Origin of the sequence: Pseudomonas petrae, from assembly GCF_021728295.1 — a bacterium.
GTDB classification, from domain to species: domain Bacteria; phylum Pseudomonadota; class Gammaproteobacteria; order Pseudomonadales; family Pseudomonadaceae; genus Aquipseudomonas; species Aquipseudomonas petrae.
This window is the reverse complement of record NZ_JAKJXE010000024.1, coordinates 1-14,515: the sequence shown is the minus strand read 5'-3', so window position 1 is coordinate 14,515 and position 14,515 is coordinate 1. Positions and strand designations below refer to the sequence as shown.

Here is a 14,515-nt window from a genome sequence, read left to right as displayed (position 1 = left end):
GAGGCCAGTGTGTACAGCCCAGATTTGCGGTGTGCCGCCTGACGCTTTCCCGGCTAAAGCCAGTCCTACAGACCGCATGCTTTTAGTGGGACCGGCTTCAGCCGGGAAAAGGCCCATGTGTACAGCCCAGATTCGCGGTGTGTCGCCTGACACTTTCCCGGCTAAAGCCAGTCCTACAGACCGCATGCTTTTAGTGCGGCCGGCTTCAGCCGGGAAGAGGCCAGTGTGTACAGCTCAGATTTGCGGTGTGCCGCCTGACGCTTTCCCGGCTAAAGCCAGTCCTACAGACCGCATGCTTTTAGTGGGACCGGCTTCAGCCGGGAAGAGGCCAGTGTGTACAGCCCAGATTTGCGGTGTGCCGCCTGACGCCTTCCCGGCTAAAGCCAGTCCTACAGAAATTAACCAAACCCACCCACCAGAGATCCACTGCGCGGCAAGAACCGTCCTTGCCGTTCCCCTTGGGGTTTGCCTTCGGCGTAACTCAGATGCCCGTTGACCCAGACGGCATCAATCCCCTCGGCCGCGCGCTTTGGTTCTTTGAAATCCGCCACATCGCGCACGGTGTCCGCGTTGAACAGCACCAGATCCGCGCAATACCCTTCGCGCACGAAGCCGCGATCATGCAGCCCGAAGCGCGTGGCGGTCAGTCCGGTCATCTTGTGCACGGCGGTGTGCAGCGGGAACAGCCCTACATCCCGACTGAAATGCCCGAGCACCCGGGGAAACGCACCCCATAGGCGTGGGTGCGGGAACGGGTCTTCGGGCAGTCCGTCCGAACCGATCATCGACAGCGGGTGTTTCATGATCCGCTGCACGTCGTTCTCGTCCATGCCGTAATACACGGCGCCGGCGGGCTGCAGTTTTCGCGCGGCGTCCACCAGTGAAAGGCCCCAGTCGGCGGCGATGTCTTTCAGCTCGCGGCCGCCCTGATCCGGATGCGGTGTCGACCAGGTGATGGTGATCGGAAACGCATCGGTGACCTGTTTCAAATCCAGCGTCGAAGAGCTGGCCGCATAAGGGTAGCAATCGCAGCCCACCGGGTGGGTCAGCGCGGCGTTTTCCAGGGACGCCAGCAGCTGCGGGCTGCGGCCCCAATTGCCCGCGCCCGCGCATTTCATGTGGGAAATCACCACCGGCGATTTGGCGTGACGGCCAATCTCGAACGCCTCGTCCATGGCCTCCAGCACCGGCTCGAACTCGCTGCGCAGGTGCGTCGTGTACACCGCGCCGAACGCTGTGAGCTCCTCGGCCAACTGTTTGACTTCGTCGGTTTCGGCTGCGAAAGCCGAGGCATAGGCCAGACCGGTGGACAGGCCCAGCGCGCCGTCCGCCAGGCTGTCGCGCAATTGCCCGCGCATGGCGCTGATTTCATCAGCGCGCGCCGTTCGAAAAAGATCGTCCATGTGATTGCTGCGCAGCGCGGTGTGGCCGATCAGCGCCGCCACATTGACCGCCGGCCGCGCTGCGTCCACCGCGTTGCGGTAGTCGATAAAGCGCGGATAAACGAATGCGGCAGCGGGGCCGAGCAGGTTCATCGGATCCGGCGGATCGCCCGCCAGCGAAACAGGTGAGGCGCTGATGCCGCAATTGCCGACGATCACCGTGGTCACGCCCTGGGTGATCTTCGGCAGCATCGCCGGCTGACGAATCACCACAGTGTCGTCGTGGGTGTGCACATCAATGAAACCCGGCGCCAGCACGCGGCCGGCAGCGTTGATCTCCTCGCTGGCGGAGACGTCGTGGAGGTCACCGATGCGCTGGATGCGGCCTTCGCGGAGGGCCACGTCAGCGCGGTAACCGGGCGTATCGCTGCCGTCGATCACCAGCGCATCGCGAATGATCAGGTCGTAAAGCATGGGTCAGTCTCCAAGGGGCAGGCCGTCGTCGCCGCCGCGGTAGTCATCCAGCGCGAGCTTGATCCGTCGCAGCCGTTCGCGGTTGGCGTCGGGGGCGGTCAGCGCCAGTTCGGTTGCCAGCACGTCGATGGTCAGCAGCATGCCATAGCGCGCGGCCGTGGGTTTGTAGATGAAATTGGTTTCGGCGATCTGCAGCGGCAGCAAGACATCCGCCCGTTCCGCCAGCGGTGAGCCGGGCAGGGTGATGGCGAGAATCTTCGCGCCATAGCTGCGGGCGAGATCCACCGCGTCGAGCAATTCAGGGGTGCGCCCGCTCAGTGAGCAGACAATGACGCTGTGCTCGGGGCCGAGTGTCGCGGCAATCAGGCGCATCATCACCGGGTCGCGGCTGGCGGCAATCGGGTAGCCGAGGCGCACCAGCCGGGTTTGCAGTTCCTCGCTGCACAGGCTGGACGCGCCGCCCATGCCGAAGCTGTGAATCATCCGCGCCGGCGCCAGCAGGGCCACCGCTGCCTGGAAGCGCGATTCATCGAAACCGGCCAGGTGCTGACGCAGGGTGGACTCAATGTCGCCGACGATCTGGGTGAAAAACGCCGACTGTTCCGGTGCCTGCTCCGGGGTGAGGAAGCGGTTGCCCACGGCGCTGGCCTGGGCCAGTTGCAGACGCAGGTCGCGCAGGTCCTTGCAGCCCACCGTGCGGGCGAAACGCGACAGCGTGGCGCTGCTGACCTCGGCGCGGGCGGCGAGGTCGTCGAGGCTGGCGCTGGCGGCAAACGCCACGTCGCTGAGCACCAGTCTGGCGATGCGGCCTTCGCCGGCGCTGAACGACTCCTGGCGGGCGCGGATCTGGTAAAGAATGTCCACTCAGATCACCTGCGCCAGCCCGAGGGTCAGGACGAAAGCGATCACCGAAATCAGCGTTTCCAGCACCGTCCAGGTTTTGAAGGTCTGTGCCACCGTCATGTTGAAGTACTCCTTGATCAGCCAGAACCCGCCGTCGTTGACGTGGGAAAAAATCACCGAGCCCGCACCGGTCGCCAGCACCAGCAGCTCCGGATGGGGGTAGCCCAGGCCCAGGGCCACGGGGGCCACGATGCCGGACGCCGTGGTCATCGCCACCGTGGCCGAGCCGGTGGCAATACGCATCAGTGCGGCGAACAGCCAGCCCATCAACAGCGGCGACAGGTGAAAGTCCTGCGCCAGTCCGACAATCTCGTTGGTCACGCCGCTGTCGACGAGAATCCGGTTCAGACCGCCGCCCGCGCCCACCAGCAACGTGATGCTGGCCGTTGGCGCCAGGCATTCCTGGGTGAATTTCAGGATCGAATCGCGGGAGAAGCCCTGCGCGATGCCCAAGGTCCAGAAGCTTAGCAACGTGGCCAGCAGCAGCGCGATCACCGAGTTGCCGATGAACAGCAGGAAGCTGTTGAAACCGCTGCCCGGCGTGGAAATCAGGTTGGCCCAGCCACCCAGCAGCATCAGCACCACCGGCAGCAGAATGGTCGCCATGGTAATGCCGAAGCTCGGCAATTGAGCGCGGGGTTCACGGTCGAGAAATTGTTTGGCGAGCGGGTTCTCATCGGGCAAATGAATGTGCGGCACGATGAAGCGCGCGTAAATCGGGCCGGCAATGATCGCGGTGGGGATGCCGATGAGGATGGCGTAGAACAGGGTCTGGCCCACCGACGCCTGATAGGCCTGCACCGCCAGCATCGCGGCCGGGTGCGGCGGCACCAAGGCGTGGACCACGGAGAGGCCGGCAACCATGGGCAGGCCGACCATCAGAATCGATACGCCAACCCGGCGTGCGACGGTGAACGCGATCGGCACCAGCAGCACGAAGCCCACTTCGAAGAACAGTGGCAGTCCCACCAGAAACGCGATGCAGACCATCGCCCAGTGCGCGTTGCGCTCGCCGAAGCGGTCGATCAAGGTGCGAGCCACCTGCTCGGCGCCGCCGGACTCGGCCATCATTTTGCCGAGCATGGTGCCCAGCGCCACGACCAGCGCGATGTGCCCGAGCGTCTTGCCGACGCCGCCCTCATAGGACGCGACGACGGCATTGGCCGGCATCCCGGCGACCAGCGCGAGGCCGACGGACACCAGGGTGATGACGATGAACGGATTGAGACGAAAGCGCGCGATGAGCACGATCAGGGCGATGATCGCGACGGCGGCGTAGACCAACAGAGACAGGCCGGTTGACGGAGGCATGCAACGGATTCCTTGCTGAGAATGAGGAGGTCAGGGCTTGGGCGGCGGCGGGGCTGAGCCTGTTGAGCTAAAAACAGAGCAGGGCTAACCCGCGCAATGGCGTTAACCGGTACGCAGCCAGGCGGTGAGAACGATCTCGGCAGTGGGTGTTGCAAGCGCCATGAACGGCGAAAGGAAAGCGGGGGCGGGACGATCACAGGCAGGCATTATTGTTATCTCTGATTTCGTGATGGAAATTAAATTACACGAAACAGGATAAAAAGATCAATTCATGAAAATTAATTTCTTCGCCCGGCTGCACGTATGTTGCTCCCTATGCGTTCCCTGGGAGCCGGCTTGCTGGCGAAGGCGGCGGGTCAGGCGAGATTGATGGCCCAGGCAGACCGCACTCGCGAGCAAGCTCACCACGGTGGCTTAGCAGTGCGCCGCAATGTATCGGTATGCGCAGATCAATTGTAGGAGCGCGCTTGCCCGCGAACGCGGTGGGTCAGGCGAAATCGATGGCACAGGCAAATTGCATTCGCGGGCAAGCGCGCTCCTACAGTGGATTCGGCTGGCCGAGATTCAGCGTCAGGCACGGGATTTGTGGGAGCCGGCTTGCTGGCGAATGCGGCGGGTCAGGCGAAATCGATGGCACAGGCAAATTGCATTCGCGGGCAAGCGCGCTCCTACAGGGGATCTGGCTGGCTGAGATTCAGCGTCAGGCACGGGATCTGTGGGAGCCGGCTTGCTGCAAACGCCTGCACCAGCCTCTTCCCGGCTAAAGCCGGTCCCACTGAAATCAGGGACTCACCCCGCGCTGAACCGTTCCCGATACGCCTGAGGCGTCACTGATACCGCGCGCATGAAGCTGCGCCGCAACGTCTCTTCAGTGCCGAAACCGCAGTGGTCGGCGATGCGCTTGATCGGCAGCGCGCTGTCCCCCAACAGTCGCCGCGCCGCTTCGACGCGCAATTGCTCGATGGCCCGCGCCGGCGTGTTCCCGGTGTGGGCGCGGTAGTGGCGGACGAAACTGCGCTCGCTCATGCCAACCTGCGCCGCCAGCGTGCCGACTGACAGGTCGTTGGCCAGATTGTCGAGAATCCAGGCGTGCAGGTCGCCAAACCGGCTGCCTTGATCGCGGGTCTGGTGCTGCATCGACAGCGCCGTGCTGAACTGGGATTGCCCGCCCGGGCGCTTGAGAAACACCACCAGATTCCGCGCGACGGCCAGGGCGATGTCGCGGCCCAGATCCGCCTCGACCATCGCCAGCGCCAGATCAATACCCGCGGTCACCCCGGCCGATGTCCACAGACTGCCTTCGTTGATGAAGATCGGGTCGGGGTCGACGCGCAGTTGCGGGAAACGCCGCGCCAGCTCATCGCAACTGTCCCAGTGAGTGACCACCCGATGACCGTCCAGCACGCCGGCGGCCGCGAGCAAAAATGCGCCGGTACACACCGACGCCACGCGCCGGGCACTGGCGGATTGCGTTCGCACCCAGTCCACCAAATGCGGGTCCAGCAGCGCGGTATGCACGCCGCCGCCACCGGCGATGATCAGCGTGTCCGAAGGCGTGGACGGCAGCGGGTGGGTGAGCAGGCCGAGCCCGGCGGAGGAGACCACGCTACCGGATTCCCGGGCAATCACCTCGGGCCGGTAAGGCGTTTTCCGGCCAGCTGCCTGCGCCATGACGTTGGCGGACGCGAATACCTGCAGGGGGCCGGTGACGTCGAGCAACTGCACATTGGGAAAGGCCAGAACATGAACCGGTTTGGGCAGATGGGGCATGACAGGCTCGTTGTGAAGAGTGGCATGAGGATTGGCGTGAATTGTCGGCTTTATGGCGTATCCGCCAGAGGCTAGATCGCTACAGTGGTTTCGTCCAGTCGCGAGCCTGGAGTCGCATCGGCTGCGCCCCTTCATTCCGTCAGATGAATCACTTTTAAAACAAGGAAACACACCATGACTCTGCATATCGGCTTGCTGGTATTCCCCAAAGTCCAGCAACTGGACCTGACCGGTCCCTACGATGTCTTCGCCAGCATGCCCGGCGTGGTCGTGCACTTGGTCTGGAAAAACCTCGAGCCGCTGCAGTCCAGCACCGGCCTGACGCTGGTCCCGACCACGACCTTCGCCGATTGCATGGACCTGGACGTGATCTGCGTGCCGGGCGGGGTAGGGGTCGATGCACTGATGGAAGACCCGGAAACCCTGGCGTTCATTCAGCATCAGGCGGCCTCAGCTCAATACGTGACCTCTGTCTGCACCGGCGCGTTGGTGCTCGGCGCGGCAGGGCTGTTGAAAGGTCGCCGCGCCACAACCCATTGGGCGTCCCATTCACTGCTGGAGCAGTTCGGCGCGATTCCGGTACACGAGCGCGTGGTGCGCGACGGCAATTTGATGACCGGTGGCGGCGTAACGGCGGGTATCGATTTTGCGTTGACGCTGATCAGCGAAGTGTTCGACGCGGATACCTCCCGGACCCTCCAGTTGCAACTGGAATACGCGCCGGCACCGCCTTACGATTCCGGCAGACCGGACACGGCACCCGCGAATATTCTCGCCGTCGCCACCGATCGCGCCATGCCCGGGTTGCTCGCACGCCGGCAGATTGTCGAGCGCGTCACGGCGGCCATGGGTTAACGGGCAGTACTAAATCGGGGCTTTATCGAGCGGGATTTCATACCAGCACAAAAACAGGTCGAGGGCCGACTCAACCACTTCGCGCTGCTTGTCCGGCGCGAGCAGGGGTTCATTGAGGGTGACTTGCGGCCAGAAGGCGAAGGCCTTGAGCAGCGCATGAATCTGCGACGCAGCGAACACCGGCTCGACGGCCTTCAGGCGGCCATCCTGCTGGGCGCCGCGCACCCAGACGGTGAAAGTTTCTTCGCGCTGATTGAGTCGGCTGACCCAGGCCTGCGCACGATCGGGAGAGTGAATGGTTGCGCCGATGGCCACGCGGGCCAAGTCGATGAAGTTGCTGTCGCCAAGGGTCTTCATCTTCGCGTCGAGCAATTCGCGCAGCTGATCGCGCAGGGGTACGCCGGGCTTGTACACCGCGTCGGTCTGCGTCGCGGCGGTGGACCACAGGCGATGGAGCATTTCGGAAAACAGCTCTTCCTTGCTGGGGAAGTGGTTGTAGACCGTGCGCTTGGACACCTCGGCCCGGGCGGCGATGCGGTCCATGCTCGTGACCTCGAAACCGTTGTCGCGGAATTCGGCTATTGCCGCCTGAACAATGGCTTCGCGTTTACGGTCGGTCAGTCGCAGTGGGGCAGTCATGGATTCGCTTCTGTGAGGTGAGCCGGGCAACGAAGTCCCCCGGCAAGAAAATTACACCGGGCAGTTTACTTCTCTTTGCGCATCGTGCAAGCTTGAAACTACACTGTGTAGTGTAAAAGCAGCCGAAAGCTACAAGCTGTAAGCTTCAAGCCTAAGCTTCAGCGTCCGGCATGCTCTTGCAGCTTGCGCACGCGCCACCTTCACCCGTTTCATGGAGTCAGCACCCTCATGGCCTCGATCGAAAAAAACCTTGATTCAAATCCTGCGCTGCCCGTCCTGACTCGGCGCGAAGGTCGCTATCTCAATCACAAGCCGATGGCGCGCTCAGGCGTTGGCAAAACCCTGCGCATCTTCTGGAACGCCCTGTTCAACAAACCCCACCACACCCGCCCGGCCGGGGAGATCCCGGTTCAGCCGCTGTCGCGCCAGCAACTGTTCGCGGCGCCCGACAACACGGTCTACCGGCTCGGCCACTCCACAGTCCTGTTGAAACTGCGCGGTGAATACTTCCTGACCGACCCCGTATTCGCTGATCGTGCCTCGCCTGTGCAATGGGCCGGTCCGCAGCGCTTCCACCAGCCGCCGATCCGCCTTGAAGACCTGCCGCCGCTGAAAGCAGTGATCCTGTCCCACAACCATTATGACCATCTCGATTACATGACCATTCAGGTGCTCAAGGACAAGGCCGAGCATTTCATCACGCCGTTGGGGGTGGGCGACACGCTGATCGAGTGGGGCGTGCCGGCGGCCAAGGTTCAACAGTTGAACTGGTGGCAGTCGACGGACATCCACGGCATTCGCTTTGTGGCGACCCCGGCGCAGCACTTTTCCGGCCGAACGTTGCGGGACGGCAACCAGACGCTGTGGGCGTCGTGGGTGATTCTCGATGGCGAACAGCGGATCTTTTTCAGCGGCGACACCGGTTATCACGACGGCTTCAAGTTGATTGGCGAGCAGTACGGCCCGTTCGACGTCACCCTGATGGAGACCGGCGCGTACAACGTCGACTGGCCGGACGTGCATATGCAGCCTGAAGAGACCCTGCAAGCGCACATCGACCTTCGCGGCAAGTGGCTGCTGCCGATCCACAACGGCACGTTCGACCTGGCGATGCACGCCTGGCACGAGCCGTTCGACCGGATTCTTGCCCTAGCGTGGGACCGCAGCATCTCGATCACCACCCCGGAAATGGGCCAGCCATTTTACGTCCAGTACCCGAGCCGGGGCGAGGCGTGGTGGCTGAAGGTCGAAAAGGTTGCCGAGCCGGAGACCGCCCGCCACGCCGAACAGCGCGACGACCGCCGACAGGCCACCACCCGCGGCTGAAGCCGCTGTTTCAAGGTTTGGCGTCCGTAGGATCTGCCGGATGCTCCGTTTCCGGTGGTCGCTGCTGTTCACCGCTTTGATTGGCTTGTTTGTGTTCCTCGCCGACCTTGCCTGCGTTTTCAGGTTTGTGGTCGAGGTCTTCGCGGTTGGACTCTTTATCAGGCATGGCGCCCTCCGATGTGCGGATAAATGAATGATTCTGAAGTCTGTGCTTAATCGTCGATCTGATTGATCAGCATCAACGCTTCGTCTTTGAACAGCGGATGCTTCATGCGTTCGGCGAGCATTGCCATGGGCCGTTCGCGCTTACAGCCGATCACGGCCGCCACGATGCCCTGCTTGCAGATAAGTGCCAGGAAGTCGAACCGCTCCGGTTCGCCGAGGTAGACGATGTCGTCCCAATCCTTTGCGTGGCCGAGATAATCCAGGCGCTTTTCAAAATGGTAGGTCCAGAAATACGGCACATCGGTGTAATGCAGGTCTTCGCCGACCATGTTGCCCGCGGCGATGCGCGCCTGCTGCTGGGCAAGGCGCCAGTGCTCGATGCGCCGCGGCTGATGGTTGAGGGGAAAAGTGGCAATATCGCCCGCCGCCCACAGCTCCTTGCCGGCGCGCATGCCGTCATCGACCGTCAGTGAACCATCGTCTTCCAGCTGAAGGCCGTCGATGAAATGCGTCACCGGGCTCACGCCGACGCCGACCAATGCCAGATCCACCTGCAGTCGTTCGCCATTGCTGAGCACCGCCGTCTGCAGCACCCGCTGGCCATCTTGTTCATCGCCCTCAAAACGGCTGACGTCGACGTGAGTGCGGAACAGCACGCCGTTGTGCTCATGCAGCGCGCGCAACGCCTTGCCGACTCGCTCGCCCAGCTGAGCGGCAAACGGCACCTCGTGACGGGCCAAAATCGTCACATTCACGCCCTGTGTGCGCAACGCCGACGCCGCTTCCAGTCCGATAAAACTGTCGCCGACGATCAGCGCGTGGCTGCCGGGGTGGACTGCCGCGAGAATTCGGCTGGCGTCATCGCGACTGCGCAGCGTCAGCACTTGCGGCAGGTCCGCGCCCTCCAGGGACAGCCCGCGCGGCTCGCCACCCGTGGTGACCAACGCCGCGTCATATTCATAGCGGCGTCCGTCCGCCAGAGTCACGCGCTTATTGATGACGTCCAGCTTCATCACCTCGCCATGCACTCGCTCGATGCGGTTGTTCAGGTAGAACACGTCGTCGCGCAGGGCAGGGATCTCATCGGTGTCCATTTCGGCCGACAGCACAAATTTGCTGAGGGCGGTGCGGTCATAGCCGGGCGCGGCCTCTCTGTCGATCAACAGCAACTGGCCGTTGAAGCCTTTTTCCCTCAACGCGCAAGCGGCGGCCGTACCCGCCGCACCGGCGCCGATGATGACAAAGCGGCGGCTGTCTTCGGCCCGCGTCGGCGTGTGTACGGTGATGGGCTGGTCATCGACGTGCACGTGGCCGTCGATGAGTTGAACGGGGTAGCGAATAAGGGCGTCCAGCGCAGGCGGTTCGCACAGGTGGCCGTCGTCGATGGAAAATTCAGCCTTGTGCCAGGGGCAGATCAGATGACCGTTGCAGATGGCGCCGTCCGCCAGGGGGGCACCGGCGTGGGGGCAGAAGGCTTGAAATGCGCGGACTTCGTCGCCGTGCAGAACCAGCAGCGCCTTGGTTTCGCCAAACTCGACCTGAAGACCGCGATCTCGCTGAAGATCGATCAGGGTGGCGACTCGATGCAGGGGCATGTGCGCTTCCTCGTGGACTTTTTATTGGGCTTATGGGCTTTTAGTTGGGAGTCGGTCGTCAGGGGAGAGGTTCAGGGAATTATCGGGCGTTCGGTCGAGCGCTCCGTCCGCTTCAACTGCCAGAGGAACGCCCGAAGCCCGTGGTCATTTCACCGCGCCAGGCTATTGAGTCAACTTCAGCCGCTTATGCCAGTCGGCAATCGACTCTTCGGGAAACGCTTCGAACTGCTGGTCATTCGGTCCTGCAGCGACTTCCACCCACGACGCTTTGGAGTTCAGCAGCAGATGCGTGTGCTCCGGCGGGGTCGGCAACGGCGTGTCGATGGCCGATGCGAAGGGATGAATCAACTCCGGCCACTCGGGGCTGAACAACCACAGCCCGCTGCCGCACCGTTTGCAGAAATGCCGTTCTGCGCTGCTGATGTGGGTTTCGTGATGGTCGTGGTCGCGCATCCTGGCGTGGTAGATGGCGATGCTGTCCTTGCCTTTGACGTCGAGGCTTTTCGCATCGCCGCCCAAGTTGATCGCGTAACCGCCACCGCCTTGGGTCTTGCGGCAGATCGAGCAGTAGCAGCGTTGATAGGGGTAGGGATGGGCGCTTGTCAGGCTGAATTCGACGGCGCCGCAATGGCAGGAACCTTCCAGATGCATGATTCACCTCCGCTTGAAATGTGATGTCGGGCTCAAAGGTCTAGACCGCTCAAGCTGGCGGGGTTCGAAGTTTTCTCGAACAGGCGTTCAGATTCTTCATAGGCAGGCGGCTCAAGAAGCCTGCGGCAGCGTCGATAAGCGGTAGTCATACGACGACTTGGCGTCCCGCCCTTAAAACAATGAGCCCACCGTTATGAGCCTACGCAACCTGACCATCGCCCGCCGCGCCGGCCTTGGGTTTACCCTGATTTCCCTGTTGGTCGCGTTGCTCGGCTGGTTCGCCCTGAGCCAGATGTCGACGATCCGCCAGAGCGAAGTGGCAGTCGAAAGCAACTGGATGCCGAGCATGCGTCTGGTCAATGACATCCGCGAAGCCATGCTGCGTATTCGCACGATTTCGCTGCGGGTGGCGCTTGACGCCGATCCGAAAAACGTCGGCGTCTACAAAGGTCAGATGGACGCGCGTTCGAAGATCCTTAACGAAAAACTCGCCAGCCTCGACACCTTCATCGACACCCCGGAAGAGAAGGTGCTGTACGGTAAATTCCGCGCGACCCTGGCCGATTATCAGCGCGGTTTGACCCAATCTTTCGTGCTCGCCGAAAGCGGCGACCTCAAGGCACTGAACCAGCTGCTGCTGGTGGACATGAAAACCGCCGTTGACAACTCCGGCGCGCAGCTGGGCGAACTCGGCGATTTCTACTCTCATCAGGTCGAGCTCGAAGGCGCCGCCGCCGAAGCGCAGTACGGCAAGTCCCGAAACGTGGTGCTGGTGTTCGTGCTGATCGCGGCGTTGGCGACGGTGGTGCTCGCGGTGTGGCTGACCCGCAGCATCGTGCGGCCGCTGCAGGAAGCGGTTGATGCCGCCGAATACGTCGCCAAGGGCGATCTGACTCATGACATTCGCGTCGAAGGCAACGACGAAGTCACGCGGTTGCAGAGCGCGTTGCAGCAGATGCAGACCAACCTGCGTTCGACCCTGAGCCTGATCGGCAACTCGGCGAGCCAGTTGGCGTCGGCCGCCACCGAGCTGAACTCGGTGACCGAAGACAGCCATCGCGGCCTGCACCAGCAGAACGCCGAAATCGAACAGGCCGCCACGGCGGTGAACGAGATGACCTCGGCGGTCGAGGAAGTCGCGCGCAACGCGGTGTCGACGTCCCAGGCGTCGGGCGAATCGAACACCGCGGCACGCGACGGCCAGAGTCGCGTCATTGACACGGTGAATTCGATCCAGACCCTGTCCGGCAACGTGCAGCACACCTCGGACCTGGTGCAGAGCCTGGCCGATCAGTCCAAGGACATCGGCAAGGTGCTGGACGTGATTCGTTCCATCGCCGAGCAGACCAACCTGCTGGCGTTGAACGCCGCCATCGAAGCCGCACGAGCGGGGGAGTCCGGACGCGGATTCGCCGTGGTCGCCGATGAAGTGCGCGCACTGGCCCACCGCACCCAGCAGTCGACCCTGGAAATCGACAAGATGGTCACGACCATGCGCAGCGGGTCCACCGAGGCGCTGGAATCGATGTCGGTGAGCCGCTCCCGCGCGACCGAAACACTGGGATTGGCCCAGGGCGCCGGCGAGTCGCTGAACCGTATCACCACGTCGATCAACGAAATCTCCGAGCGCAACCTGGTCATCGCCAGCGCCGCCGAAGAGCAGGCGCAAGTCGCCAGGGAAGTGGGCCGCAACATCGTCAATATCCGCGACCTTTCGATGCAATCGTCGTCCGGCGCCAACCAGATCAGCGCGTCGAGCAACGAACTCTCCCGGCTGGCGGCTGAGTTGAACCAGGTGGTGACGCGCTTTCGGGTTTGATGGCTGGCTTCAAAGGCTTCCCGGCTAAAGCCGGTCCTACACGGTAACGCGGTGTTAGTGGGACCGGCTTCAGCCGGGAAGAGGCCGGTTTGAGCTCCCTCAGTTTTGCGGTGTGACAAATGACGCCTTCCTGGTAGGACCGGCTTTAGCCGGGAACAGGCCAAGAACGGCACCCTTTCACCTCATTCACTTGCCTGTCGCTGCCCTCGGCTTGCATGATTCGCCCCGACTAATAATTCCTGGCGGGCCGAACCTGCCGACGAGATAGGTGAAGGGCAATGGATGACGTGAATCGCGATTTCAGCAGTTGGCTGCGCTCCCCGGGTCACAAGGCCTGGCTGATGCAGGAGGGCAATCGGTTGCTGGCGTTTGCCAAGGCCTCGAAGCTGCCCCAGGGCTTCGGCAATCTGGATGACTTCGGCCGGCTGCCCGCCGATGCCGTGGCCGAGACCATGAACACCGCACGCATGACCCACAGTTTCGCCATGGCGCACATCAACGGCATTCCCGGTTGCGCGGCGCTGGTCGATCACGGCATCGCGGCGCTGGCCGGGCCGTTGCGCGATGCCGAGCATGGCGGCTGGTTTGCCAAACCCCTGGAGCACAGCGCCGACACCGGCAAAGCCGCCTACCTGCACGCGTTCGTTGCATTGGCTGCCAGCTCCGCAGTTGTCGCCCGTCGCCCCGGCGCGCAGGCGCTCCTGGAGCAAGCGATTCAGGTGATTACCGGGCATTTCTGGAGCGAGGAAGAAGGCGCCATGCGCGAGTCCTTCGACCGCGACTGGAGCAACGAAGAAAGCTATCGCGGCGCCAACAGCAATATGCACAGCACCGAGGCGTTCCTCGCCCTGGCCGACGTCACCGGCGATGCGCGCTGGCTGGATCGGGCGCTGAGCATCGTCGAGCGGGTCATCCATCAGCACGCCGCCGGCAACAATCATCAAGTGATCGAGCATTTCACTCTGCAGTGGCAGCCGGTTCCCGACTACAACGTCGACAAGCCCGACGACGGTTTCCGCCCCTACGGAACAACGCCCGGCCACGCTTTCGAGTGGGCGCGACTGGTGTTACACCTGGAAGCCGCGCGGCGCAAAGCCGGGCTGGAAACCCCGGCCTGGTTGCTGGAAGCCGCGCGAGGATTATTCGAAAACGCCTGCCGCTATGGCTGGGACGTCGATGGCGCGCCGGGTATCGTTTACACCCTCGACTGGGAAAACCGCCCGGTGGTCCGCCATCGCCTGCACTGGACCCACGCCGAAGCCGCCGCTGCCTCCGCGGCGCTTTTGCAACGCACCCACGAGCAGCAATACGAAGACTGGTACCGGACGTTCTGGGAATTCAACGAAACCCTGTTCATCGACCTCGAAAACGGCAGCTGGCGCCACGAACTCAACCCGCAAAACCAGCCCAGCGCGGACATCTGGGCCGGCAAGCCGGACTTGTACCACGCCTATCAGGCGACGCTGCTGCCGGTGTTGCCGCTGGAGCAAAGCCTGGCGACAGCGTTGGCGCACCGGGCGTAGTCGGCGTGTCAGCTTAGGGCGATGTGCCTGGAAGGACGCTTTCGCCAGCAAGCCGGCTCCTACGGGATTTTGTTCGCCGCAGATGACGGGAATTGTCAAAAT

Annotated in this window: 12 protein-coding genes and 1 pseudogene; 5 read left to right on the top strand and 8 right to left on the bottom strand. The window is 62.8% G+C overall.

Annotated features, from left to right (window positions below):
• Nucleotides 1-398: 398 nt before the first annotated feature.
• From L4G42_RS25695 to L4G42_RS25680, 4 genes are all read right to left on the bottom strand, one after another.
• A complete protein-coding gene (locus tag L4G42_RS25695; protein ID WP_237253795.1) occupies nucleotides 399-1,856 on the bottom strand; it encodes an N-acyl-D-amino-acid deacylase family protein in 1,458 nt (485 codons plus the stop codon).
• Between the two features lie 3 nt (nucleotides 1,857-1,859).
• Nucleotides 1,860-2,720, bottom strand: a complete 861-nt coding sequence (locus L4G42_RS25690) for a MurR/RpiR family transcriptional regulator (RefSeq protein ID WP_237253794.1) — start codon at nucleotides 2,718-2,720, stop codon at nucleotides 1,860-1,862.
• The gene (locus tag L4G42_RS25685; protein ID WP_237253793.1) at nucleotides 2,721-4,070 is read right to left on the bottom strand and encodes a GntT/GntP/DsdX family permease; all 1,350 of its coding nucleotides are present in this window, start codon (nucleotides 4,068-4,070) and stop codon (nucleotides 2,721-2,723) included.
• 789 nt (nucleotides 4,071-4,859) lie between these two features.
• Nucleotides 4,860-5,840, bottom strand: a complete 981-nt coding sequence (locus tag L4G42_RS25680) for a GlxA family transcriptional regulator (protein ID WP_237253792.1) — start codon at nucleotides 5,838-5,840, stop codon at nucleotides 4,860-4,862.
• Nucleotides 5,841-6,014: 174 nt separating this feature from the next.
• Between L4G42_RS25680 and L4G42_RS25675 the strand changes: the two genes are divergently transcribed.
• Nucleotides 6,015-6,695 (top strand): DJ-1/PfpI family protein, encoded by a 681-nt coding sequence (locus tag L4G42_RS25675; protein ID WP_237253791.1) that lies wholly within the window; start codon nucleotides 6,015-6,017, stop codon nucleotides 6,693-6,695.
• A gap of 9 nt (nucleotides 6,696-6,704) precedes the next feature.
• On the opposite strand, the gene L4G42_RS25670 is transcribed toward L4G42_RS25675, so the two are convergent.
• The gene (locus L4G42_RS25670; RefSeq protein WP_237253790.1) at nucleotides 6,705-7,334 is read right to left on the bottom strand and encodes a TetR/AcrR family transcriptional regulator; all 630 of its coding nucleotides are present in this window, start codon (nucleotides 7,332-7,334) and stop codon (nucleotides 6,705-6,707) included.
• A gap of 228 nt (nucleotides 7,335-7,562) precedes the next feature.
• Between L4G42_RS25670 and L4G42_RS25665 the strand changes: the two genes are divergently transcribed.
• The gene (locus tag L4G42_RS25665; RefSeq protein WP_237253789.1) at nucleotides 7,563-8,660 is read left to right on the top strand and encodes an MBL fold metallo-hydrolase; all 1,098 of its coding nucleotides are present in this window, start codon (nucleotides 7,563-7,565) and stop codon (nucleotides 8,658-8,660) included.
• 10 nt (nucleotides 8,661-8,670) lie between these two features.
• Here L4G42_RS25665 and L4G42_RS25660 read toward each other — a convergent pair whose 3' ends face one another.
• The 3 genes from L4G42_RS25660 to L4G42_RS25650 form a co-directional block, all read right to left on the bottom strand.
• On the bottom strand, nucleotides 8,671-8,826 hold the full coding sequence (locus tag L4G42_RS25660; protein WP_163022187.1) for a hypothetical protein: 156 nt from the start codon (nucleotides 8,824-8,826) through the stop codon (nucleotides 8,671-8,673).
• 46 nt (nucleotides 8,827-8,872) lie between these two features.
• Entirely contained in the window at nucleotides 8,873-10,420 is a 1,548-nt protein-coding gene (locus L4G42_RS25655; RefSeq protein WP_237253787.1) for an FAD-dependent oxidoreductase, read from the bottom strand.
• 162 nt (nucleotides 10,421-10,582) lie between these two features.
• Nucleotides 10,583-11,071, bottom strand: coding sequence for a GFA family protein (locus L4G42_RS25650; RefSeq protein ID WP_237261390.1), 489 nt, complete (start codon nucleotides 11,069-11,071; stop codon nucleotides 10,583-10,585).
• Nucleotides 11,072-11,264: 193 nt separating this feature from the next.
• On the opposite strand from L4G42_RS25650, the pseudogene L4G42_RS26495 reads away from it, so the two are divergent.
• The 3 genes and pseudogenes from L4G42_RS26495 to L4G42_RS25640 all read left to right on the top strand — a co-directional run.
• A pseudogene (locus L4G42_RS26495) lies at nucleotides 11,265-12,032 on the top strand (MCP four helix bundle domain-containing protein); the annotation flags it as partial.
• Nucleotides 12,027-12,890: a methyl-accepting chemotaxis protein gene (locus L4G42_RS26490; RefSeq protein ID WP_419789409.1), complete on the top strand. Its 864-nt coding sequence runs from the start codon at nucleotides 12,027-12,029 to the stop codon at nucleotides 12,888-12,890. The pseudogene L4G42_RS26495 and the gene L4G42_RS26490, both read left to right, overlap by 6 nt.
• A gap of 278 nt (nucleotides 12,891-13,168) precedes the next feature.
• A complete protein-coding gene (locus tag L4G42_RS25640) occupies nucleotides 13,169-14,413 on the top strand; it encodes a D-mannose isomerase (protein WP_237253784.1) in 1,245 nt (414 codons plus the stop codon).
• Nucleotides 14,414-14,515: the final 102 nt, after the last annotated feature.